Origin of the sequence: Kitasatospora sp. NPDC087271, from assembly GCF_044744605.1 — a bacterium.
GTDB lineage: Bacteria > Actinomycetota > Actinomycetes > Streptomycetales > Streptomycetaceae > Kitasatospora.
Genome location: NZ_JBIUYQ010000012.1, coordinates 38,369 through 60,428 on the forward strand (window position 1 = coordinate 38,369; position 22,060 = coordinate 60,428).

The 22,060-nt window shown below is 71.6% G+C and carries 19 protein-coding genes; 9 read left to right on the plus strand and 10 right to left on the minus strand.

Going from position 1 to position 22,060, the window contains the following annotated elements; genetic code table 11:
- The first annotated feature begins 389 nt into the window (after positions 1 to 389).
- Both ACIO9K_RS21035 and ACIO9K_RS21040 read left to right on the plus strand, forming a co-directional pair.
- The gene (locus tag ACIO9K_RS21035; RefSeq protein ID WP_331744983.1) at positions 390 to 1,028 is read left to right on the plus strand and encodes a ParA family protein; all 639 of its coding nucleotides are present in this window, start codon (positions 390 to 392) and stop codon (positions 1,026 to 1,028) included.
- Positions 1,028 to 2,314, plus strand: coding sequence for a ParB/RepB/Spo0J family partition protein (locus ACIO9K_RS21040; protein WP_400331843.1), 1,287 nt, complete (start codon positions 1,028 to 1,030; stop codon positions 2,312 to 2,314). The genes ACIO9K_RS21035 and ACIO9K_RS21040 overlap by 1 nt, the downstream gene beginning before the upstream one ends.
- 115 nt (positions 2,315 to 2,429) lie before the next feature.
- Here ACIO9K_RS21040 and ACIO9K_RS21045 read toward each other — a convergent pair whose 3' ends face one another.
- On the minus strand, positions 2,430 to 3,110 hold the full coding sequence (locus ACIO9K_RS21045) for a hypothetical protein (RefSeq protein WP_400331845.1): 681 nt from the start codon (positions 3,108 to 3,110) through the stop codon (positions 2,430 to 2,432).
- A 358-nt stretch (positions 3,111 to 3,468) separates the two neighbouring features.
- On the opposite strand from ACIO9K_RS21045, the gene ACIO9K_RS21050 reads away from it, so the two are divergent.
- The 4 genes from ACIO9K_RS21050 (at position 3,469) to ACIO9K_RS21065 (ending at position 7,027) form a co-directional block, all read left to right on the plus strand.
- Entirely contained in the window at positions 3,469 to 3,834 is a 366-nt protein-coding gene (locus ACIO9K_RS21050; protein ID WP_400331848.1) for a hypothetical protein, read from the plus strand.
- A gap of 236 nt (positions 3,835 to 4,070) precedes the next feature.
- Entirely contained in the window at positions 4,071 to 4,286 is a 216-nt protein-coding gene (locus ACIO9K_RS21055) for a hypothetical protein (protein WP_363627695.1), read from the plus strand.
- Between the two features lie 193 nt (positions 4,287 to 4,479).
- A complete protein-coding gene (locus tag ACIO9K_RS21060) occupies positions 4,480 to 6,324 on the plus strand; it encodes an ABC transporter ATP-binding protein (RefSeq protein ID WP_400331851.1) in 1,845 nt (614 codons plus the stop codon).
- A gap of 61 nt (positions 6,325 to 6,385) precedes the next feature.
- On the plus strand, positions 6,386 to 7,027 hold the full coding sequence (locus ACIO9K_RS21065; protein WP_400331854.1) for a nucleotidyltransferase domain-containing protein: 642 nt from the start codon (positions 6,386 to 6,388) through the stop codon (positions 7,025 to 7,027).
- Positions 7,028 to 7,075: 48 nt separating this feature from the next.
- Here the strand turns inward: ACIO9K_RS21065 and ACIO9K_RS21070 are convergent, their stop codons facing one another.
- Positions 7,076 to 7,648, minus strand: a complete 573-nt coding sequence (locus ACIO9K_RS21070) for a dihydrofolate reductase family protein (RefSeq protein WP_400331857.1) — start codon at positions 7,646 to 7,648, stop codon at positions 7,076 to 7,078.
- Between the two features lie 146 nt (positions 7,649 to 7,794).
- Positions 7,795 to 8,565 (minus strand): oxidoreductase, encoded by a 771-nt coding sequence (locus ACIO9K_RS21075; RefSeq protein WP_400331860.1) that lies wholly within the window; start codon positions 8,563 to 8,565, stop codon positions 7,795 to 7,797.
- 498 nt (positions 8,566 to 9,063) lie between these two features.
- On the opposite strand from ACIO9K_RS21075, the gene ACIO9K_RS21080 reads away from it, so the two are divergent.
- The gene (locus ACIO9K_RS21080) at positions 9,064 to 11,157 is read left to right on the plus strand and encodes a HelD family protein (protein WP_400332194.1); all 2,094 of its coding nucleotides are present in this window, start codon (positions 9,064 to 9,066) and stop codon (positions 11,155 to 11,157) included.
- Positions 11,158 to 11,232: 75 nt separating this feature from the next.
- On the opposite strand, the gene ACIO9K_RS21085 is transcribed toward ACIO9K_RS21080, so the two are convergent.
- Entirely contained in the window at positions 11,233 to 13,206 is a 1,974-nt protein-coding gene (locus tag ACIO9K_RS21085; protein WP_400331863.1) for a BTAD domain-containing putative transcriptional regulator, read from the minus strand.
- 220 nt (positions 13,207 to 13,426) lie between these two features.
- Here ACIO9K_RS21085 and ACIO9K_RS21090 point away from each other — a divergent pair, with 220 nt between their 5' ends.
- Positions 13,427 to 14,305 carry an alpha/beta hydrolase gene (locus ACIO9K_RS21090; protein WP_363622605.1) on the plus strand — a complete coding sequence of 293 codons (879 nt, stop codon included), beginning with the start codon at positions 13,427 to 13,429 and terminating at the stop codon, positions 14,303 to 14,305.
- Positions 14,306 to 14,493: 188 nt separating this feature from the next.
- On the opposite strand, the gene ACIO9K_RS21095 is transcribed toward ACIO9K_RS21090, so the two are convergent.
- The 5 genes from ACIO9K_RS21095 to ACIO9K_RS21115 form a co-directional block, all read right to left on the minus strand.
- Positions 14,494 to 15,813 (minus strand): nucleotidyl transferase AbiEii/AbiGii toxin family protein, encoded by a 1,320-nt coding sequence (locus ACIO9K_RS21095; RefSeq protein WP_400331866.1) that lies wholly within the window; start codon positions 15,811 to 15,813, stop codon positions 14,494 to 14,496.
- Positions 15,810 to 16,592, minus strand: a complete 783-nt coding sequence (locus ACIO9K_RS21100; protein ID WP_400331869.1) for a hypothetical protein — start codon at positions 16,590 to 16,592, stop codon at positions 15,810 to 15,812. Before ACIO9K_RS21100 ends, ACIO9K_RS21095 begins: the two co-directional genes overlap by 4 nt.
- A 127-nt stretch (positions 16,593 to 16,719) precedes the next feature.
- Positions 16,720 to 17,649, minus strand: coding sequence for an ADP-ribosylglycohydrolase family protein (locus tag ACIO9K_RS21105; RefSeq protein ID WP_400331872.1), 930 nt, complete (start codon positions 17,647 to 17,649; stop codon positions 16,720 to 16,722).
- 185 nt (positions 17,650 to 17,834) lie between these two features.
- The gene (locus ACIO9K_RS21110) at positions 17,835 to 19,043 is read right to left on the minus strand and encodes a hypothetical protein (RefSeq protein ID WP_400331875.1); all 1,209 of its coding nucleotides are present in this window, start codon (positions 19,041 to 19,043) and stop codon (positions 17,835 to 17,837) included.
- A 196-nt stretch (positions 19,044 to 19,239) separates the two neighbouring features.
- Positions 19,240 to 20,103 (minus strand): phosphotransferase, encoded by an 864-nt coding sequence (locus ACIO9K_RS21115; protein WP_400331878.1) that lies wholly within the window; start codon positions 20,101 to 20,103, stop codon positions 19,240 to 19,242.
- Between the two features lie 315 nt (positions 20,104 to 20,418).
- Between ACIO9K_RS21115 and ACIO9K_RS21120 the strand changes: the two genes are divergently transcribed.
- Complete coding sequence (locus tag ACIO9K_RS21120) at positions 20,419 to 21,288, plus strand: C40 family peptidase (RefSeq protein ID WP_400331881.1); 870 nt, start codon at positions 20,419 to 20,421, stop codon at positions 21,286 to 21,288.
- 85 nt (positions 21,289 to 21,373) lie between these two features.
- Here ACIO9K_RS21120 and ACIO9K_RS21125 read toward each other — a convergent pair whose 3' ends face one another.
- Positions 21,374 to 22,018: a restriction endonuclease gene (locus ACIO9K_RS21125; RefSeq protein WP_400331884.1), complete on the minus strand. Its 645-nt coding sequence runs from the start codon at positions 22,016 to 22,018 to the stop codon at positions 21,374 to 21,376.
- Positions 22,019 to 22,060: the final 42 nt, after the last annotated feature.

A 22,060-nucleotide genomic window follows, 5' to 3' on the forward strand; every position in this document is an offset into this window, starting at 1 on the left:
TTGAACTGTCAGGAAACGGCGGCGCGGTGTTCCAATGCACCGGGCTGGGCGTGGGCGCACGGCTGTTCGGGGCGGCCGGTGAAGGCGAATGCGTCCCCGGCAGCGGCGCAGTCCCGATGCCGCTGTCCGTGCGTCACGCTCTCTCGCGATGGCGGGATTCGGGGCCGGGTCGCCGGGGATATCCGGGAAGTCCTCGGAAATCAGGGGCTCGGCGAAACGGACATTGTGCTTCATGACACGCGGGTCGTGTCGGCATCAGGCCTGATCATCTGGAATGCTGTTCCAGTCCGCCGTCACCGGCTTTGATCGGCGGGCATCCGCAGTACCGGGCAAGCGGCCCGGGAAGCCCACGGAGAGAACGGAACATCATGAAGCCATCTGTACTTGTCGTGTCCACTGACCCTCAGGGATCGGCCGTCGTCTGGGCGGAGCGGGTGGGGGACAACCTGCCCTTCGATTTCATGGCGGCGCACGACCAGGCCGATCAGCTGCTCCACCTCAAGAAGACCGGTGCCAAGGTCCACGTCATCGCCAACCAGAAGGGCGGCGTCGGCAAGACCACGACCACGGTGAACCTCGCGGCGTGCACCTTCGACGTCCTCGGCGAGAAGGACGAGTACGAGCACATCTTCATCGACACGCCGGGCACCCTGGCCGACGAGGAGATCCTGCGCAGTGCTCTGGAGATAGCGGATGACGTCCTGGTCCCGATGATCACCGAGCCGTTGTGCTTCGACCCGACGGCGCGGACGATCCAGAAGGTCATCGAGCCGATGGACATCCCCTTCCGGGTCGTCATCAACAACTGGGACCCCCGGGACGGCCGCGCCGACCTGGAGGACACCGAGGCGTACATCGCCGCGAAGGGGTGGCCGCGGGCCAAGACGGTCCTGCGGCGTTACAAGATCCACTCCCGGGCGGTGGCCGAGGGAACGGTCGTCACCCAGTACAAGGAGAGCGGCACCGCCTACCGGGCCCGCGAGGACTTCTTCCGGCTGTCCCTCGAACTCGGGTACGGGGGTCGCTGATGGCCGGCCGTCGTGTTTCCTTCGCCTCGATGGCGGCCGACCCGGTCGTCGACGCCCCCGGGGTGGTCAGCAACCAGGAGACTCCGGCCCGGTGGGTCCCCACGGGGCCGGACTCTCCGGCCCGGTGGGTTCCCACCGCCAACTGCCTCCCCAACCCGCGCAACCCGCGCGACGACCTGGGCGACCTGTCGGACCTGGCGAGCATCAAGGACCGCCAGCTGCAGAGCTGCCTCGCCGTCACCCCGGACGCGTACCTCCGGCTCTGGCCGGAGGACGAGGGCCTGCTCGGTGCGGGCCCGCAGGACGTGGTGATCGTCAACGGCAACCGGCGCCGGGCCGCTGCCGCGCTGTACGGGCGCGAGCAACTGCTCGTCGTGGTCGACGACTCGGTGGCGGACTCCAAGGCGACCCTGCTGCGCGCGGCGCTCGACGAGAACATGGCGCGCAAGGACTTCGACCCGATCGAGGAGGCCAACGCGGTCCTGCTCATCGTGGCGCAGTACGCCACCGCCAAGGAGGCCGCCGAGTCGGAGGGCTGGTCCCAGAGCTGGATCTCGCACCGCAAGAACCTGCTGAAGCTCCACCCCGAGCTGCAGCGGCAGGTGCGGGCCAAGGCGCGGGGCGAGGAGGGCATCTCCATCAACGTCGCCCGCCGTCTGGGATCGGTCAAGGGCATCGAGGCGATGGCCCTGGCCGAGCAGACGGAGCAGCTGGAGCAGCTGCTCCAGGCCGACGCCGACGCCGTCGCGGCGAAGCGGGCGGCGAAGCTGGGGGCCCGGGCGGCGGCGGTTCAGGCCTCCGCTGACGGGGTGACTCCTCAGGCCGCGCCGCAGCGGCCCGTCGCATCCGCGAGTGGGCCTGCGGAGAGCGCGTCCATGGCTGCGACCACGGCCACGGCTGCGTCCACGGCCACCGTCACGCCGTCACCGGTGGATCCGTCGCCGGTGGAACCGTCGGCTTCGGCTACCCGGTCGAAGCCCGCCAGTGCCGGCACGGGGGAGAGCACCGAGCCCGCTCCGAGCACGGAGTCCGCTTCGAGCACGGAGTCCGCTCCGAGCGCCGAGCGATTTTCCGCGGAAAATTCCGAGCCTCTTCCGATGCCGGAACAGCGAGCCGAGGCCTCCCCGGCCGAGCAGCCGTCGGCCACGCCGTCCGCGGAGCTCGGCGATGTCGACTGGCATGACGTCGAGGAACTCGCCGACGCCATCTGCCGCACCCTCTCGGCCGACGAGGCCTACCGCCTCGCCGACGCCCTGGCCAACCGTCTGCTGACGACCAACAGCTGACGCGACCTCCGGTGCCCGCCCCGTCGTTCGCACGGGGCGGGCACCGGATCGGCATCCCTCGCCGGTGCGTGCGGGAGGGAGGCGTGGACCTCCCCGGCCGTCCGAACGGCGTCGCTCATAGTCCGGCTTCGTACGTCCCGGGCGGCACGGGCGTCCCGTCGTACGGGAGATAGCACCTCATGCGGTACGACAGCAGGTGCTGTACGAGGTCGCTCGCCAGGAACGGCTTCGCCCACTCCCACTGGGTGCCACCGCGGCAGGCGGTGCAGGCGGGGTCCCGGTGGCTGCGGCACATCGCGCCGCGGGCAACGTGCTGGGTGCGCATCTTGAGTCGACCGGACAGCCAGATCTCCGTATGGGCCCTCGCCTTCTGCGGCTTGCAGCGCATCAGAACGCAAACCTCTTCGACGCTGAGCACCCGCAGGGCGACGCCCAGGCGGGCGTGCCGGCTGACCTGTGAGGTCGCCAGGCCGGGCAGGAGTTGCTCGGTCAGGCTCGGCTCGAGCCGCTTGATGAGTTGGTAGCTCGCTCTCTTGCTGTCATCTCCCTGGGGGAGATCGTGGATCAGCCAGATGAGCGGGCTGTACACCACGCTGGTCGCTTTCCGGTTCGCCCGCAGGAGGCGCGCGGCGTCCTTGAAGTCCTGGCAGGACTTCTCGTCCTCAAGGTGCTCCAGGAGGTTGCGACGTGCCTCGGCGTACGTTCCGAACGGACGGTATCCGTAGTCGACGACCTTGATCTTCGTCTCGGGAGTCGTCACCAGCTTCGCTGCTATCCAGGCCCACTCCGTCAGCATGGGACCGACCATAACCCACGACGGTGCTCCCGGAGGAGGCCTCGTCGCGGACTCGGGTGGTGACGAAGAATGGTTTCGGCCGCCCGAAAGTTCGCATGGGGAAGGCGATTTGACGATGTGTCGGCTGATGCGTTCCGCCGTGGCGTGCGGTCAGGTCTGTTCGTTCCCGGTCCACGCGCGGAGTCTCCGGGTTGCGGACGCCCAGATGCGGCTGACGCGGCCGCCGCCGGTCTCGGACGCGGCCACGGTCACGGTGACGCCCACCGAGCTTCGAGGGCCCTGCGCCGTACCGTCAGCGATCCGTCCGCGGGCTCGGGCCAGGGCACGCAGTGTCGGTGGTGTCTGATACGAAGGCCCTGTGACGGAGGACGAGATCATCAAGCGGCTCATCGAGCAGAATGCCGGAGGGCGTCCTTCGCCTGCGCCTCCGGAGGCTGTGTCCGGGCTCGAAGCGGTTGTGGGGCACCTCATGCCGCCTTTGCTCAGACGGGTCTATCTCGAGGTCGCCCGGGTCTATCTCGAGGTCGCCGATGGCGGGTTCGGCCGCTGGGGTGGTGCCCTGTCCTTCACCGAGTACCGTGACGAACCACCGATGAACCACCCGCATTGGAGGCGTACCTCGGGTGGCGCGAAGGCTATGGCGCGGACTATCCGACACCGGTGTACCGCTACTGCCCTGGGGCTGCGCTATCCGGTCGCTCCCGGCATGGCTGTATGGCTATGACGCAAGGTGAATGATTGCTCGGGAGCAATGGTTCACCCCGAAATCGGCAGATCGGGTGGCGGCTCGTCACACACGGTTTCTTGGGGGATTCTTGACCAGAAAATCGAAGCAGGCGGCTGCCGATTTGGACAATCCGGAAAAATTATCAAATTTTCACATTTAGCGCACTCGATGCTTGTGCATCGCGGAGGTGAGGATGACGATGGAGCGAGGGGGACTTCGAAAGAAGGTTGCTCATGTCATTCCTCGGACAGTTCCAGTCCTTCGGTCGGTTCCGTGACGACTGGGGCGGCGGTGGTCGCGGTGGCGACTACGGCGACTTCGGTGACGACCGTGGCGGCTACGGCGGCTACGACGACTTCCGTGACGACTTCGGCGGCGACCGTGGCGGCTACGGCGGCTACGGAGGCGACCGCGGCGGCTACGGAGGCGGCTACGGAGGCCGGTGGTAAGGATCGCTTCCCTGTGAGAGCGGGCCGGGCACGTGTGCCCGGCTTTGCCGTGTCGGCCGGGAGCGACCCCACGCGGACCCGCGCCGGCCGTGCGTGTGGAGACCTTCCACTCCCGGAGCAGAGCCTCTTTGATCGGGAGTTCCTCTCAATCCGGAAGTGATCTGGGCTCGGGGACGAGCGAGAAGACCGTGAGATGACGAGGAAACACAGCCTTCGGTCGGCTCTGCGACGCTTGCTCACGGTCGCCGAGACCTCCGATGTGGTCGCCGCGGCACCGCCGGTCCCGCTCATGGCGATCTTCCGGCGCTTCTGGCCCTACACCAAGGGCGGCCGCCGGTGGCTGGTGGTGCTGCTGGCCCTGGTCGCGGTGGGCCCGGCGATCGAGGCGATGGAGATCTGGCTGTTCAAGATCGTCATCGACGACATGCTCATTCCGCACCGGCTGGACCTGTTCCTGCCGATCGCCCTCGCCTATGCGGGGCTGACCCTGCTCTCCGGAGTACTGGGCTTCGCCCGCCGGGTGATCTCCACCTGGGTCAGCGAACGCTTCCTGCTCATCCTGCGGTCGGACGTGTTCCGGCACATCCAGGGCCTGTCGCTGGGCTTCTTCGAGCGCCGGCGGCTCGGCGACGTGCTGTCCCGGGTGACCGGCGACGTGGACGCGGTCGAGACCTTCCTGCTCTCCGGCATCGTCAACGCGCTCGGCCAGGTGGCGCGGCTCGGCATCTACGTCGGCCTGCTGCTGGTGCTGCGCTGGGACCTGACCCTGGTCGCGCTAATCGCCGCGCCGCTGTTCTTCCTCACCGCCCGCCGCTTCGCCAAGCTGATCCGGGCGGCCTCGCGCGAACGCCGTCGGCGCAGCGGCTCGATCAGCGCGGTCGCCGAGGAGTCGCTCGGCAACATCGCGCTCGTCCAGGCGTACAACCGCCAGGACTGGGAGCACGCCCGATTCCAGCGCGAGAGCATCGGCCGGTACCACGCGGCGATGGCCTCGACCAGGATCGGAGCGCTCTACGGGCCGACGGTCGACTTCGTCGAACTGCTCGGCGGCCTGGTGGTGATGGGCCTCGGGGCCTGGGAACTCGTGCACGGCCGGCTCACCTTCGGTGGCCTCATCGTCTTCCTCACCCTGCTGAGCAGGCTCTACGGCCCGATCCAGAGCATGTCCGGGCTCGGCAACACCTTCTACGCGGCCTCCGCCGCCGCCGAGCGGATCATCGAACTGCTCGACCAGCGTCCACAGGTGACCGATCCCGCCACCCCCCGGCCGCTCGGCCGCGCCCGGGGCGGGATCGAGTTCGACGACGTCACCTTCCGTTACCCGGACGTGGAGGCACCCGCACTGTCGGAGGTGTCCTTCGAGGTGGCGCCGGGGGAGACGCTGGCCCTGGTCGGCGCCAGCGGCGCGGGCAAGTCCACCGTCGCCAAGCTGCTCTTGCGCTTCTACGACCCGGACGACGGCGCGGTGCGGCTCGACGGCCTCGACCTGCGCGACCTCGCCCTCACCGACCTGCGCGAGAACGTCGCGGTGGTGCTCCAGGAGACCCTGGTCTTCCACGGCACCGTCCGGGAGAACATCGCCTACGGGCGCCCCGAGGCGAGTGAGGCCGAGATCCTGGCGGCGGCCCGGGCGGCGGACGCCCACGAGTTCATCACCCGGCTCCCGGACGGCTACGACACCCTGGTCGGCCAGCGCGGCCGGCTGCTCTCCGGCGGCCAGCGTCAGCGCCTCGCGATCGCCCGCGCGATGGTCCGGGACGCCCCCGTCCTCATCCTCGACGAGCCCACCACGGCCCTGGACGCGGAGTCGAGCCAGCGGATCATGGGCCCGTTGCGCCTGCTCATGGCCGATCGCACGACGATCATCATTTCGCACAACCTGCTGACCGTCCGCGACGCCGACCAGATCGTCCTGCTCGACCAGGGCCGGATCGTCGCCCACGGCACCCACACCGAGCTCCTCCTCCGCAGCTCCGCCTACGCCGGCCTGCACCGGTTGCACCACCCGCCGGGCGAGTCCGTGGAGGCCGTCCCCTGAGGCGTGCCCGGGCGTACCGATCTCGGCCACGGCCCTGCGGGCCTGTTGGTAGATTCCTCGCGTGAGCGAGCAACTGCCCGGCGGTGGGATCGGGCTGTCGTCCGACGAGGTCGCGGCCCTCGACGACAGGTGGTCGTCGTGCTGGAGGCCGGACGAGGTCGCGCGGCGGTTGGCGGGGGTCGGCACGCCGTGGTGTGTGGCCGCGGGATGGGCGCTGGACCTCTTCCGGGGCGGGCAGGCGCGTGCGCACGGGGACATCGAGATCGCGATTCCGGCCGCGAGCTTTCCCGAGGTCCGCAGTCGCTTCCCCGGGTACGTCTTCGACGCGGCGGGCAGCGGCCGGATCTGGGAGGACGCCGCACCGGGGGTGCTGGCCGCCACCCATCAGACCTGGCTGCGCGATCCGGCCACCGGTGACTACCTGCTCGATGTGTTCCGCGAACCGCACGACGGCGACGTCTGGATCTGCCGGCGCGATGAGAGGATCCGCTTTCCCTACGGCGACATCATCCGCCGCACGGCAGGCGGCATCCCGTACCTGGCACCCGAGCTGGTCCTGCTGTTCAAGGCCAAGCACCTCCGCCGGAAGGACCAGGCGGACTTCGACACGACCGTCCCGCTGATGACCCCGGCCCAGCGCGGGACCCTGGCCGAACTGCTCGCCCGCGTACACCCGGGGCATCCCTGGCTCGCGGACCTGTAGCCCCCGCGCAGTCGTTGGCGCGGGGGCTTTCCGGGGCTGCGGGGAACGTCAGCGGACGACGTCGAAGACCTGCTTCTGCAGACCGTTGGGGTAGACCTCGTGCTCGACGAGCGTCAGCTTCTGGGTGTCCTTGTCCGTGGTGCTGAACAGGCGCTTGCCCGCGCCGAGCAGGAGCGGGAAGACGAGCAGGTGGTAGCGGTCGACCAGACCGGCGTCGGAGAGGGCCTGGTTCAGGGTCGCACTGCCGTGCACGATGATCGGGCCGCCCTCGGTCCGCTTCAGCGCGGCAACCTCGTCGAGTGAGCGCAGGATCGTGGTCTCGCCCCAGTTCGACACCAGGTCGTCCTCGGTGAGGGTGGTGGAGACGACGTACTTCGGCATCACCTTGTAGCCGGCGAAGTCCGCCATGTCGGGCCACACCTGGCTGAACGCCTCGTAGCTGGCCCGCCCCAGCAGCATCGCGGTGGCCTCCTGCTGCTCCCGCCCCTTGATCTCGAAGGCCTCGGGAAGGAATTCGATGTCCTTGAAGGTCCAGCCGGAGTTCCGGTAGCCGGGCTCCCCGCCCGGGCCTTCCACAACGCCGTCGAGCGAGATGAAGGCGGTGCTGATCAGGGTACGCATCTCTGGTTCCTCGGTGTCTCGGATCTGGATTCTTCCGGGCTCGCCGACCTGGTCGGCATCGGACGCCCTGCTGTCGGCCGCCGATGTGATCAAGGTAGCCGTGCCGGCCGAACGAGGCCGCCAGCCGGGGCCGTTGTGCGTTGCCGTCAGCCCCTGGGGAATTCGCCGCCGTCCACGACGAGGTTGCTCCCCGTCAGCCAGCTCGCCCGGCCGGACAGGAGGAACAGCACCGCGTGGGCGATGTCGTCGGGTCGGCCGTCGCGTCCCAGCGGGGGAGTCGTGCTGTCCTGGCCCGGCCCCGCGTCCAGGCGTGCCCACTGCTCGCGCGTCGCTTCGCCGCCGGGGGTGGCGGTTCGGCCGGGAGACACGGTGTTGACCCGGATCCCGTGCGGGGCCAGCTCGGCGGCCAGCCCCCGGCTGTAGGCCTCCAGCGCCGCCTTCGCGGCCACGTAGTGCAGGAACGGCGGTGCCACGGTGGGGACGGCGGCCGAGGAGACGTGCACGATCGCCCCCGAACGCCGTTCCCGCATCCCCGGTGCCAGCAGCGCGTCCAGTCGCACCGACGCCAGGAAGTTCAGGTCCAGCGCGTTCTGCCACTCCTCGTCGGGGATGGCCAGGGCGCCGTGGTGCGGCTGCGCCCCGCCCACGTTGTGGACCAGGATGTCCACCCCGCCGAGCACCTCCTGCGCGGCCGTGGCGAGCGCCTCCGCGCCGGCCCGCGTTCGCACGTCGGCCGCCACGAAGGCGGCCCCCTCCGGGACGGTGCCCGTCGCCGACCTGGCGGTCGTGAGTACCTTGGCGCCCGCGTCCAGGAGTTGGCGCACGATGGCTGCTCCGATTCCGCGAGAACCACCCGTGACCAGGGCCCGCTTGCCTGCGAGTTCCTGCGTGCCTGGTCCGTTTTGGGTCGTGGTCATTTTCTTGGTCCTCTCGATCGCGCGTTCGTCCGGGTGTTCGTCCGCTCGACGGAATGGGAATCGACCTGGCGCGCAGGTGCGAATTCCTCAGGGAGCGCGAATACTTCAGGGAAATCGTGGTGGGTGCCTCGTCGAGCTGTTTCACGGTACGGCCGGAAAAGAGCGAGAGGCAAAGACGAAGTGTCAGCAGACGCCATAGGGAAGGCCTATGGCGTGCCGGTTCCGTCGTGCGCCGCCGCCGGCCGCTGACCTGCGGCCTCGACGTCCCCGGCGACCACTCGTACGTCTCTGGCTGATGTTTCGTCAGATTCATTGCATAGGACGAGAGTTGGGGAAGCGCGGGGCGAAGGGCGCAGCGGCGGTACGTTCGTCAACTTTTACTTTCCCCCGCCCGCCCCCGCATAGTGACGGCCCGAACCCGAGAGGAGGCCCGTCGTGCCGTACAGCGATGACCGTGCCGAGTGCCAGGTGCAGGCGGAAAACGTGCAGGTGGGGGTCGTGTGCGCCGAGTACGACCGGCGCCTGGAGCAGACGCGCGCCGAACTGGCCCGTACCCTCGCCGCGCCCGCCGACGGCGCCGGGGCCGTGTACGAGCGGGACGTGGCGGCCGCGCGGTGGGCCGGGGAGGTGCGCCGCCTGGAAGGCGCCGGCCACGGGCTGGTGTTCGGCCGCCTCGACACCGCCGACGGCACCACGCTGCGGATCGGGCGCCTGGGCCTGCACACCGAGGCGGACGAACTGCCGCTGCTGGTGGACTGGCGGGCCGAGGCCGCCAGGCCCTTCTACGAGGCCACGCCCGTCCACCCGATGGGCCTGCGGCGCCGGCGCCACCTGCGTCTGGACGGCCGCACCGTCGCCGCCGTCAGCGACGAACTGCTGGACGGCTCCGACCCCACCCGTGAGGACGTGATCGGCGACGGCCCGCTGCTGGAGGCCCTGTCGGCCCGGCGCACCGGACGCATGGGCGCAGCGGTCGCCACCCTCCAGACCGAGCAGGACGCGATCGTCCGCTCCCGCCACCGGGGGGTGACGGTGGTGCAGGGCGGCCCCGGCACCGGAAAGACGGTGGTGGCCCTGCACCGCGCCGCCTACGTGCTGTACGCCTTCCCGCGCGCCGCCGAACGCGGTGTCCTCGTCCTGGGCCCCAACACCCGCTTCCTGGACTACATCTGTCAGGTGCTGCCCTCGCTCGGCGAGAACGACGTCGCCCTGGCGACCTGCGCGGACCTCGCCCCCGCCACCCCCGGCCCGGCGGCGCCCGAGGAGCCGCAGACCGCCCGCCTCAAGGGCGACCCCGCCCTCGCCGACGCCCTGGCCGCCGTGGTCCGCGCCCACCAGGCCCCGGCGGCGGACGGCCTGGCCATACGGGTCGGCCAGGAGGAGGTGCACCTGCCGCAGTCCGACCTCGCCGCCGCCGCCCGCGCCGCCACCGCCGACGGCCTCGCCCACAACCGTGCCCGCGACCTGTTCAAGGACCTGCTGGCCGACGCCCTCACCCGCGCCCTCGAACGCGACACCGCCGACACCCTCGACCAGCTCGACGCCGAGGTCGCCCAGCTCACCGGCCTCAACCTCGACCGCGTCGCCGCCGCCGATCTGCGCCGGCTCGGTCTCGACGGCTCACGTGCCCACGACGCCCCGGGTACCGGCGACGCCCCGGGTATCGACGGCACCGTGGGTACCGGCGACACCGTGGGTACCGACGGCACCTTCGACGCCGAGGCCGTCCGCGCGGCCCTGCTGGAGGACCCGCACCTCGACCGCGTCCTCGACACCCACTGGCCCGCCCTCACCCCGCACGACGCCGTCCGCGCCCTGCTCACCGACCCCGCCGCCCTCACCGCCCACCTGCCCCACCTCTCCGACGACCAGCGCGCCCGCCTGCTGCGCGCCCCCGACGCCCCGTGGACCGACGCCGACCTGCCGCTGCTGGACGAGGCCGCCGCCCTGCTCGACGGCCCCCCGCAGCGCAGTTGGGGCCACGTCGTCGTCGACGAGGCCCAGGAACTCACCGCGATGCAGTGGCGCGCCGTGCTGCGCCGCTGCCCCACCCGATCGATGACCGTCGTCGGCGACTTCGCCCAGGCCGGCCCCGCCGCCCAGGCCCGCGACTGGCACGAGGCCCTCCACCCGCACACCGGGAGCCGCTTCGACCTGCACACCCTGACCGTCAGCTACCGCACCACGCAGGAGATCCTCGCCGCCACCACCGACCTGCTCGCCCGCATCGCCCCCGGCCAGGCCCGCGCCCGCGCCATCCGCCACGGCGAACCCCCGCGCACCCTCACCGCCCCGGCCCACGGCCTCGCCGCCGCCGTCCTGGCCGAACTGCGCGCCCAGACGGCCGCCCACCCCGGCGACCTCCTCGCCGTGGTCTGCGCGGACGCCCGCCTGCCGGAACTGGAGGCCGCCGGCCTGCCCGGACACGTCCGCCTCGTCCCCGCCTCCGAGGCGCGCGGCCTGGAGTTCGACGCCGTCCTCGTCGTCGACCCCGACCAGATCACCGCCGCCCGCCGGGCCGGCGAACGCGACCTGTACGTCGCCCTCACCCGTGCCACCCGCCGCCTGTGCGTGATCAGGACCGCAGGGTAGGCCGGGCGGCGCCGGGCCCGGCCCGGTAGACGGCGAGGTGCCGGCCGGGGGCGCGGTGTACCCGGGCAGCATCGCCTACCCCGCTCCGGCGCAAGCCTCCGCCTCCGCCAGGTACCGCGCCACCGGGCCCAGCGTCAGCATTCCACTGGCGGCGCCGGCATGCTCCGCACGGGCACCGCGCAGGGAAGCCCCGGCGCGTGCGGCGATACCGGGCTCGCCGAGGCGAACGGCGGCGCGGGCGGTCAGGCACCACATGGCCTCCTGCATGTGGTCGCGCGCGGGCTCGGGCACCGCGGCGAGCGCGGCACGGGCCTCCTCGACCCGGTCCTGGGCGAGCAGCACGAGGGGACGCGCCCAAGCCCGGTACGGGCCCCAGTCGAGGTGCGGGTCGGTGGGCGCGGGCCGGTCGTGCAGCAGGCGCAGCCCGAGGAGGGCGAGCGCGAACAGGCCGCGGTGCAGCCCCGGCATTCCGGCCCGCTGGAGGGCGTTCTCGGCGGCCCGGTAGTGCGCTGCGGCCGTGGCGGCGGTCGGCCCGCCGGGTTCGGTGCTGCGGGCGGCCGTGGCCCGGGCCCGGAACCACCCGGTGAGGACGGGGACGAGGGGCGCCTCGGTGGTGGCGGCGAGTCGGTTGGCAGCTTCGGCGTGCGAGGCCGCGGCGTCGAGGTCTCCGAGGGCCGAGGCGGACTGGAGGCGGACGAGTCGGCCGAGTACGGCGAAGTTCGGCAGCTCGTGCCGGGCGGCCAGGTCGAGGATCTCGGCGCCGATCCCGTCCCGTACCGCCGCGAGGCCGGGGCGGGTGAAGGACTGCAGGAACACCCCGTTGAGGGCGAAGACCAGCAGGGCGGGATCGGCCAGGCCCCGCGCCAGCGCCTCCGCCTGTTGTGCCGCCTGCTGGGCGCGGCCCAACTCGGCCGCGGACAGGTCGGCGCTGCGGCTCTCGACGGCGACCGTGGCCAGGAGGCGGGCCGACAAGTCGGCGGGGCCGTCGGGGCCGAGCGCGGTGAGCGTGCGTTCGGCAGCCGCGACGACCGCGCGGGACTGCTCGGGGTCGTCGGCCCGGCTCCAGACGGCGGGCACGTCGTAGGCGCCGATGATCCGGGCGGTCAGGAGGAGGTCTCCCGTGCGTTCCGCGGCCTGGACGGCGGCGAGGCGGTCGCGTCGCGAGTGGACGAGGGCGTCGCCACCCGCCAGTGCGAGGGTGCGGGCCAGATCCACGGTGGTGCGCGGGCCGAGTCGGACGCCGGGGCCGCTCCACCCGGTACGGGCGCCTTCGAGGGGAGCGGCCCCGTTGAGGATGTCCGTCTCCAGACGCCGGAGTTCGGCGCCAGGGTCGAGTCCGAGTTGATCGACGAGCATCGCGCGGGCTCGGCGGAGGGTGGCCAGCGCGTCGGCCTGGCGGCCCGCGCGGTACAGCGCGCGGGCCAGCAGCCCCCAGGCCGGCTCGCGCCACGGCTGTTCGGCGACGTGGGCGCCCAGTTCGGCGACGAGACCGGCCCCTTCACCGGAGTCGAGAAGGAGGCGGGCGCGCAGTTCCACCCCCTCCAGCCGCAATTCCTCCAGCTGGGTGCGCTCGCGCTGCGCCCATGCGGCGCCGGTCACATCGGCGTACGCGGGTCCGCGCCAGTCCTTGAGCGCCGCGCTGAGGTCGGCCACCGTGTCGGGGCCGGTAGCTGTGTCGGGGCCGGGCACTGTGCCGGGGCCGCGCCGGGCGCGGGCCAGGGTGTCCTGGAACCGGTGGACGTCCACGTCCTCGCGCGGCAGGCGCAACGCGTAGCCGGGCCCTTCGGTGACGATGACGCGCGGCGGATCGCGCGGCGGCCGGTCGGGTTCGAGGGCACGGCGCAGCGCGGCGACGAACGTACGCAGAGCGCCCACGGCGCGGGCCGGTGGATCGGTCCACAGGTCGTCGACGAGGGTGTCGGTGGTGACCATCCGCCCCTCGGCGGCGACGAGCCGGGCGAGCACCTCACGATGGCGGGGGCCGCCCAGGTCGATCGGGCTGCCGTCGTCGCGGAGGGCCCGCACGGCACCGAGCACGTCGATTCGCATGCCCCCATCCTCCGTGCCGGGGGTCGGCTGCGCTTGACCGAACTGATCGGCTGCTGATCGGGCCGTAGCGACCGGGCCGTAGCGACCGGTCTGTAGTGACCGGTCCGTAGTGACCGGTCCGTAGTGACCGGCACGTACTGGCGACCGGTACTGATCCGTTGCTGATCGCCGTCGCCCAGGCTGGTCCGGTCAGCCCCCCGACCGACAAGGACGGCCCTTCATGACGCTCACCATTCCCGGCTTCGATCACGTCCGCCTGCCCGGCGCGGACGGGGTGGAGCTGGCTGCCGCCGTCGGCGGCAGCGGCAGCCCCGTCGTGCTGTTGCACGGTTTCCCCCAGACCCACCTGATGTGGCGGCACGTTGCCGAGCGGCTCGCCGACGAACACACGGTGATCTGCCCTGACCTGCGGGGCTACGGCGCCAGCGACAAGCCGACGGCCACCGACCCCGAGGTGTACGCCAAGCGCACCATGGCCGCCGACGTCGTGAACTTGGCGGCCGCCCTCGGCCACGAGCGCTTCGCCCTCGTCGGCCACGACCGGGGCGCCCTGGTCGCCTTCCGGGCGGGGCTGGACCACCCTGAGACCGTCACGCACCTGGGCATCCTCGACGTCGTGCCGACCCTCGACATGTGGAACGTCCTGCACGGCGTCCCGGCGGCGGTCGGCTACCACCTCTTCCTGATGGCGCAGCCGCCGGGCCTGCCGGAGGCGATGATCGCCAACAGCGCGGACGCGTTCTTCGGCTCGTTCCTCGACTCCTGGGCCAATGACGCGACCGCCGTTCCCGAGGATGTCCGTGCCGAGTACCTGCGGGCGAGCGCGGCGGCGGTGACGTCGATCGTCGCGGACTACCGGGCCTCGGCGGGCATCGACGTCACGCACGACCGAGCGGACCTGGACGCGGGGTCGCAGCTGGCCATGCCCGTGACGGTCGTCCAGCAGGACTGGGGCGCGCAGCTGGGCTACGACGCGGCCGCGGTGTGGAAGGCGTGGGCGCCGGACCTCGACCACCGGCTGACCCGAGCGGGGCACTTCATGGCCGAGGAGGCGCCCGACGAGATCGCGGAGGCGATCCGGGAGCTGCTGGCGCGTTGAACCTCCCGTTCCCCGGCTCGCCGATTGGCCGACTGACTGACTGACCGACTGACCGACTGACCGACTGACTGACCGACCGACCGGGCCACGGTCGGTCGGCGAGTTGGGTTTTCGGTGGTCGGGTTCCTCTTCCGGCGCCGGGTACTGCCCGGGTCGGTTTCCGGCGCCGGGTACTGCCCGGGTCGGTGTCAGTTGTGGGTGCCGTCCGCCGGTTGGTCGTCGGCGAGCTCGGCGGCGTAGCGGGCGGCGGCCTCCGCCAGCATGCGGGTCATCCGGTCCGGTTCGTCGCCGAGGCGGGCGGCGACGGCGCGGCGGGCGTCTTCGAGGTTGCCGCCGAGGTTGCCCCCGAGGCCGCCGCCGAGCAGTTCGCGGATGATCACCAGGGAGTCGTCCGGGGCCATGTACCGCCGGGACATCCGTTGCTGGACCTCGTCCATGCCCTCGCGCGCCAGCACCTCCCGCAGTTCCTCGATCAGCGGGGCCAGCCACTGGGCGCGCAGTGCGTACTCGCCGTGGTCGGCGAAGGTCGCGTGGAGCCCGGCGAGCAACTGCGCCGGGTACTCCTCCACGGGTCCGGCGAACTGCGGGTAGTCCTTGGCGAATTCGTCCCAGTCGGCGTAGAGTTCGGCGATCTGCTCCGGGAGGAGCGGGCAGCGCGACCAGGTCTCGTCGGACTGGGTGAAGACCTGCCGCAGCAGGTCGTAGGGCACCTCGGCGGTGCGCGAGAGCAGGATCGCGTCGTAGAGGTCCTTGCCCTGGGGGTGGTCGTCCGAGGCCAGCCAGAGGATCTTCCACGCGAGGGAGAGCTCTGGCGTGGCGGCGAACAACCGGCCCGTGACGCCGGGGAGCTGGTAGGACTCCGGTGGGACGGGCAGGTGTTCGGTGAAGACGAAGTCCAACTGGACGGTCCCGCCCGGGACGCCGGGTGCCGACCACGGCAGGACGAGCCGGCGCCCGGGAATCCTGCTGTACGTCCAGATCTCGTCGCTGACCGCCTGGTCCGCGTGCAGCCGCACCGCGCCCGAGAGCCGTTCGGCGTCGGCGGCGAGCTCCTCGAACATGCGGTCCGTGCGCTCGTCCTCCAGCTGCCAGTCCGTCGGACGGACCACGAAGTCAAGGTCTCCCGGCTCCCGCGCCTGCTCGCCGTACCAGGCCCGCAGCAGGACGCTCCCGCGCAGGACCAGATGCTCGGCCCACTGCGAGCCGGCGACGGCGGACAGCACGGTGTTGAGCGCCTCTCGCCGCGCGGCGAGCCACGGTTGGGCGAGCTGAGGGTCGGTGAAGGCGGGTTCACTGGGCCGCAGGGCCCGGGTGTACCCGGCGAGGGCGGGGTCGAAGACCGGCTGCTGGCTCACCGCCTCGTCGTCGATTGGCCGGACGCTCCTGGGCAGGCCCCGGTCCTCGCGGACGTCCTCCGGCGGTGGCTGCCGGGGAAGCAGGACGCCCTGCCACGGCCCGTATGTCAGTTCCTCCCAGGCCACTGGTGACTGGGGCTGGTCTTCGGTCATCGCGGGTCTCCCTCTCCGTACGGTCCGGCACGGTGCTCGTGCTCGTGCTCGTGCCTCTGTTCGTGTTCGCGTTCGTGCTTCTGCTCGTGCTCGCTGATCCATCCCTCGTCCAGGGCCTCGGCGCTGTCCACGGCGACGAACTCGCGCTCCACCGACACCACCTCGCGACCGTCGGCGGCAAGGCCCCGGAGCAGCGCCTCCAGCCGACGGCCCGCGGTGCTCAGGCCGACCAGGCGGCACCGCTGGGTCACGAACCACTCGCGCCGGCCGTCGTCGCGTATCCGGCGCGGGTTGTGCGACAGGTGCGCACCGTGGCGGACGGCCAACTCGGCGAGGTCCGCGAGGCGGGCGGGGTCGGCGAGGCCGGCCGTGGGAAGCGGGCCCGGAAGCAGCAGCTTGACGTGGTGCTCGAAGTACCGGCGCGCCCCGTGCGGTACGGCGTCCTCGTCCGAGACCGGAACGCCCTCCGCCCACGGCGTGGCCTCGATCTTCGTCCGCAGGACCGTGAACCCGGCCCGAACCAGCCGGCCCGTGGTGTGGGACGTCGCCGCAGCGACCTCGTCCAACGAGCCGTTGGCGCGCAGGGTGAGCATCGGCTGCGAGGGCGCCGCACCGCGCGCCAGCAGGATGTGGGTGAACTTCAGGCCGTGACCGTCGGCCCACCCGGCCAGCGCCTCGGCGGCGCCGGGCTCCACGGTCAGGTGCACCTCGAAGTCACCCCGGAGGTCGGGAGGACCGGACCGGTCGTCGCGGTGTTGGTCAGGACGGATGGCGAGCATGGGAGCATCCTGCCAAGCCCCTATGACAACGCCCCGCGCGCCCTGGTGCGCAGCGAGCCTTCGCCGGACCGGTCGCGGTCCTGTCGTCATACCCGGTCGGTGGCGCGCCGCGGGTTCTCGGGCGAGGTCAGCCCCCGAGGCCGTCCACCAGATCAAGGAGATCGGACAGTTGCAGGACCCGTCCGCCGGAACCCGGTAGCGGGATGTGCAGCGGCTCGGTCCACCGGGAGGGGATCGCGTCCAGTCCGTAACGGGCACCCGCAAGCCCGCCGGTGACCGCGGCGACGGTGTCCGTGTCGCCGCCCAGGTCGACGGCCGCGCGCAGCGCGCCCTCGAAGCTCGTCGTGGTGCGCAGAGCCCAGACCGCTGACCCCAGGCAGGGCCAGACGGCGCCGTTGAACTCGGTTGCCTGGTCCGGGTGCCAGTCGGGATCGAGGACCGTCGCGTACCGCGAGCGGTGATCGGGATGGATGAGCGCCAGAACGTCAGGGAGCGCGCGGAGGGCGTCGTTGTCTTCCAGCGTGACGCGTATGAGTTCGTGGAAGATCGCGGTGCCTTCCCAGGCGGCGCGGTCGCCGTGGGTGAGGGCGGCGATGCGCCGAGCGGCATCCATGGTGGCGGCCTGTCCCGCACGTGCGAAGTGGACCGCGGATGTCGATGCCCGCATCAACGAGCCATTACCTGCTGCCCGCAGGTTGACCTGGAAGTGGATCGCGGCGGCCAGATCCCAGGGCATGCCGTTGGTGAGGACGTCCTCGGTCTGCAAGCCGATGTCCTTGGGTTCGGATGCCGCCCACCGCTGGAAGCGGTCGAAGATGTCCGGCAGGTCCAGCCCTCCCCGCTGGACCAGTGACTCCGCCACCATCACGGCCATCTGCGTGTCGTCCGTGGCCTCGCCCGGATCCCAGCCGCCACCTCCGCACATCTCAGCACCGGCACCGGGGAGGGGGAACCGCGCGGAGAACGCTCCTTGGGGGCCGAACTCAAAAGGGGCCCCAAGCGCGTCACCCACAGCCGAGCCGACCACCACGCCAGCAGTCCGCTGAATCCGCTTCATTCGTGCAGGCTATCGGTGCGGCCGGTGCCAGGCGTCGGGCAGGCGGTTGGTGACGTTCTGCCACTCGTTCGGCTGTTGATCCCGGTGAGCCCGTGACCTGCTGTCTTGTTGCCGAGCGTCGTCGGCCAGCGGAATCGATCCTGGGTGCCGTCCGCTGAGGTCGAGGCCCCGGCTGTGTCGGCGGGTCAGCCGGTGGGGGACGAGTTGTCGGTGCTGCGGTCGTCGAGGACGATGTGCGGCTGGTGCAGGCGGTCGTTGCCGGCCTGCTCGTCGGCGGGGCGGGTGCTGTTGATGACGGCGGCGATGCGCTCGTAGCTGGTGACGGCGAGGGCCCACGTTCCGATGCTGGTGCCGTTGCCGTTGCCGCTGCCGACTCCGTTGTAGGCGGTTTCCCGGAGGGCGTTGAGGAGGGCGATGGTGCTGGGGCCGGACAGGATCGTGTCCTCGTTGCCGTCGTTGACCGGCTTCGAGAAGTGGTCGGCGCCCTCGGCCTGGGCGGCCAGGAAGTCCCAGGTCTCGGGGTGGCAGGAGATCGCGACGGTCTTCACGGCTGCGGCCTTGAGGAGGGTGTTGACGTGGTTCTCCCAGACGAAGGGCTCCGGGATGAGACCGGACACGTCGCCGGCGCGGCCGCTCGGGAGGTCGTCGATGACGGCTTGGTCCGGCGCGACTGCTTCCATGCCCTCCAGATCGACCTTCGTGTCCTGTTCTGTGGGGTCGGAGGGACGGAACAGGTCTGCGAGTCGGGCGGCGACCTCGGCCGCGATCTGGCTGAGCTGGTCCTCGGAGAGGACGTGCGGGGCGGTCGGCGCGTCGTCGGCAAGGGTGGTCTCGGACACGGTTGTCTCCTCGCTGTCGGATTCCGCGGCCTCGCCGGCCACGGAGGGGGATGCCTGCTCGGTGGCCCGCTGCGCGGCCTGCCCGGATGCTGGGGGCTCGGCGTCGGGGAGCTCGTTGGTACCGGGGGAGTTGCTGCTGCCGGCATCACCGCCGGGCGGGTGAGCGGCTTCGTCCGGGCCCTCGATCTCCGGAGCGGCTGCCGCGGGCTGGCCCACGGCCTCGGGGGAGTCGACGGCGGGCCGAGGCGCCTCGGCGGGGCCGCCGTCCAGGGGGGCGCGGCCACTGTTCTGCCGAGCGCTGAGTTCGTTGCGCAGGTTGCCCAACTGGCGGTGGAGGCTGCGGTTGTCCTGGTGGGCGCGGCTGGCCTCCTGCTGTTCTTTGGCGATCGCCTCGAGGAACTCGTCGCGGTGTTCGCTCAGGCCGGCCGCCAGCGTCGCGGTGAGTTCGGCCCGGAGGCTGTCGGTGTGGTTGCGGATCTCCTCCAGGCCGGCCTGAAGGGCCGTCCCGACTTCTGCGCGTAGCAGTTCGACCTGGTGGGCGGTGCCCCTCGCCATGTCCCCTCCTGATCTCGCGCACCCGTAGGGGTGGCGGCGGGTACAGCGTGGCGGCAAGGGCCCGTGCGCGATGAGTGGATCGGTGGGACTGTCGAGAACGTGTCGATCACCGTCTGAAATCGGATCACCACGCAGATGTGTCACATTGTCAGTTGATAGACCGAATAGGGCGTCATGCTGCTGTTCGTCACGGTGTTCACTTGTTGTCGGAGTTCCGAAGGATGTCGGTGGTCCAGGCCGGCCTGATCGCGTGCCAGCTGTACCGGTAGCCGTTGGTGCCGTGGTGGGGCGTGGTGAGGATGTGGTGGAACTCGCACCATGCGGCGAACTCGCGCCAGGAGCATCCGGGAAGACCGCGCTGCTCGGGATGGCGGTTGTAGGCGGCTACGGCCCGACGGATGGTGTCCTCGGGCAGGGGGCCGACGGTCATGGAGATGGTGACGATGATCTTGGCGAGGTCGTAGCCGAAGGGAGCGAGGGTGAGGGAGTCGAAGTCGACGACGGCGACGGTGGTGTCGGTGATGAGGAAGTTGCGCGGGTTGGCGTCCTTGTAGAAGGCGGCGGGCATGGTGGCGGCCTGCTCCAGCCAGTCGTCGATCGCGCCGGGGGTCAGGAGCGGGGACGGTACGGTGCCGGTGGCCAGAAGCCGGTGGAGGCGCTCGCGGCGGCTGTCGGCGAAGTCGTCGATCGTGACGTCGGCGGTCGTGACGTCGGCGGTCGTGACGTCGGCGGTCGTGACGGCGCCGCTGGTGTGGTCGTGGCCGGTGCGGTCGGCCTTGGTGTCGTCGGTGCTGGTGTGGGGTGTGTTCAGGCGGGCGGCGTGCAGGTCGCGGGTGTGGGCGATGGTGTGCTGGTGGCCGAGGAGGTCGGCCAGGGTCAGCAGGTCGTCGGGGGTGCCGTGGTGGCCGTCGAGGTGCTCGTAGTCGATCGCGGTGGGGTGGACGTGGACGACGTGGGGGATGCGTACGTCGGGGTTGGTGCGGGCGATCCAGCGGTGGTGGGCCAGGGAGCGCTGCTGGGTGCGGGGGTCCGCGAACGTCTTGGTGAAGGTCCTCATCATGTGTGTGGTGCTCCTCAAGCGCGGCTGCTCTCCCGAGATCGCGGCCACACCGGCCCCGCAGGACCGCGCTGTTACAAGGACGGTACCGGCGCGCGGTGAACGTTCACAGGTGGCGTATCAGGACGCCCTCTGCCCCGACAAGCGAGGGGCCCGTCTGGGGGCGGGGCGACGGTGTTTCGTCAACTGTCCGATTCGGCAGGGGCGTTGATGCCGGGCTTCCGCAGGAGGATGGTCAGTCCCGTAACCCGTTTCGTTCCGCTCCGTTCCGTTCCGCTCCGTTCAGCTTCGTCCCGGCTCGGTGAAAGAGGACCTCCGTTGAGAACGAACACTCGTGGTATCGCTCTGGCCAGTCTGCTGGTCTGCCTGGTGGTCGCCCTGCTGGCGGCGGTGACGCCCCCGGCTCGCGCCGACGCCACGTCCGGGCCGGCCGACGGCGCGTGTGCCGCGCAGGGCGCCCCGATATCGGAGGCCGCCGGCCGGGCCATCGCCGCCGCCTGCGGCCAGGTCGCCGCCGGTACCTGGTACACCTGGGGCGGCGGGCACGGCACCACCCCCGGCGCGACGTACGGCCAGGTCGACCCCAGCGACCCCGAGCGCTCCGGGAACGACCCCTTCCGGGTCGGTTTCGACTGCTCCGGCTTCGTCCGCTGGGCCTGGTCCCAGGCCGTCGGCAGCGACGTCGTCGGGCAGCAGGACGCCGCCGAGATCTCCCGCCTGCCCGGACAGCAACTCGGCCGCGACCAGGGTGTGCTGCGCCCCGGCGACCTGGTCTTCTGGGGCCTGTCCCACGTCCACCACGTGGCGATCTACCTCGGCGGCGGAAAGATCGTCGAGGCCCGCGAATCGGACACCCGCCTCATGGTCTCCGACTTCTCCAGCCACACGGCCGCCGACTACGCCGGCGCCCTGCGCTACACGCCGGACGTCCCCGCGGGCGCCGACCGCCGGACCTGGAGCAGCGGGGTGAACATCCGCCCCACCCCGTCGACCGCCAACCCGCCCGTCGCCGTCCTGCCCGGCCCCACGACGGTCCGCATCCAGTGCCAGCAGCACGCCGAGAAGGTCGAGGCCGAGGGCTACGTCAACGACGCCTGGTCCTACCTGCCGGACCACCGCGGCTGGATCAGCAACATCTACGTCCAGGGCCCGGCCTGGCTCGACAACGTCCCCACCTGCACCACCTGACCCACGCCCACACGCGCCAGGACGGCGCAGGCGCGCGACGAGGCCGCCCGAGCCCCACGACGGTGCGGGCCCGGGCGGTCAGGTGTCAGGCCCAGGGGGGTTTGCCGGTTCCCTCGGCCCACAGGGCCAGGGCCCGCCGGTCGATGGCGTGGATGCCGACGTTCGCGCAGAACGCGGCGGCGGCCTTGGTGAACGAACTGGTCGTCACCACGGCCGCCAGGTCGCAGCGGTGGACGTCGCGGTAGGTGCCGTTGACCTTCTGGACGTCCTGGGAGCCGACGGAGGTCCGTGGCCCGTACCGTTTGGCCTGGATGAGGAGCCGCTGCCCCGACGGGGTGGTGGCCAGGACGTCCGCCGCGAGGTCGCCGGCCCCGCCGACCACCGTCACCTTCGTGCAGCCGTCCCGCCTGCACAGGTCCGCCAGCGCGTGCTCGAACGCCTTCGGAGTCATGCTCAGGAACGGGCCGATGTGCCGCAGCTGCGCCGTGCGCGCAGCCAGCTCCCGCCGCCGGGCCAGCTGTCGCAGGCGCAGCACGACGGCGCCCACCGCCACGCCGGTGGCCAGCAGCGCGGCGACCAGGAGCAGGTGGCGGGCCAGCCACGTCAGCACGAGCGACACCACGGCGACCGCGACCAGAGCCGCGATGCCCAGCGTCAGCGCGTTGTCCCGGGCCTGTTGCGCGCGGCGGGCGGCAGCGGACCGGCGTCGTCGTACGGGCCTACGGGCCACGGCGTCCCCCCTCGGACCACGGTGTGGACGCGAGCGTAGAAG

What these genes read in the sequence shown, in the direction of transcription:
- ACIO9K_RS21100 (WP_400331869.1), bottom strand. Translation starts at nt 16,592, where the DNA reads ATGCTCGCCATCCGTCCTGACCAACACCGCGACGACCGGTCCGGTCCT.
- ACIO9K_RS21060 (WP_400331851.1), top strand. Translation starts at nt 4,480, where the DNA reads ATGACGAGGAAACACAGCCTTCGGTCGGCTCTGCGACGCTTGCTCACG.
- ACIO9K_RS21040 (WP_400331843.1), top strand. Translation starts at nt 1,028, where the DNA reads ATGGCCGGCCGTCGTGTTTCCTTCGCCTCGATGGCGGCCGACCCGGTC.
- ACIO9K_RS21095 (WP_400331866.1), bottom strand. Translation starts at nt 15,813, where the DNA reads ATGACCGAAGACCAGCCCCAGTCACCAGTGGCCTGGGAGGAACTGACA.
- ACIO9K_RS21090 (WP_363622605.1), top strand. Translation starts at nt 13,427, where the DNA reads ATGACGCTCACCATTCCCGGCTTCGATCACGTCCGCCTGCCCGGCGCG.
- ACIO9K_RS21070 (WP_400331857.1), bottom strand. Translation starts at nt 7,648, where the DNA reads ATGCGTACCCTGATCAGCACCGCCTTCATCTCGCTCGACGGCGTTGTG.
- ACIO9K_RS21045 (WP_400331845.1), bottom strand. Translation starts at nt 3,110, where the DNA reads ATGCTGACGGAGTGGGCCTGGATAGCAGCGAAGCTGGTGACGACTCCC.
- ACIO9K_RS21115 (WP_400331878.1), bottom strand. Translation starts at nt 20,103, where the DNA reads ATGATGAGGACCTTCACCAAGACGTTCGCGGACCCCCGCACCCAGCAG.
- ACIO9K_RS21085 (WP_400331863.1), bottom strand. Translation starts at nt 13,206, where the DNA reads ATGCGAATCGACGTGCTCGGTGCCGTGCGGGCCCTCCGCGACGACGGC.
- ACIO9K_RS21110 (WP_400331875.1), bottom strand. Translation starts at nt 19,043, where the DNA reads ATGGCGAGGGGCACCGCCCACCAGGTCGAACTGCTACGCGCAGAAGTC.
- ACIO9K_RS21055 (WP_363627695.1), top strand. Translation starts at nt 4,071, where the DNA reads ATGTCATTCCTCGGACAGTTCCAGTCCTTCGGTCGGTTCCGTGACGAC.
- ACIO9K_RS21075 (WP_400331860.1), bottom strand. Translation starts at nt 8,565, where the DNA reads ATGACCACGACCCAAAACGGACCAGGCACGCAGGAACTCGCAGGCAAG.
- ACIO9K_RS21105 (WP_400331872.1), bottom strand. Translation starts at nt 17,649, where the DNA reads ATGAAGCGGATTCAGCGGACTGCTGGCGTGGTGGTCGGCTCGGCTGTG.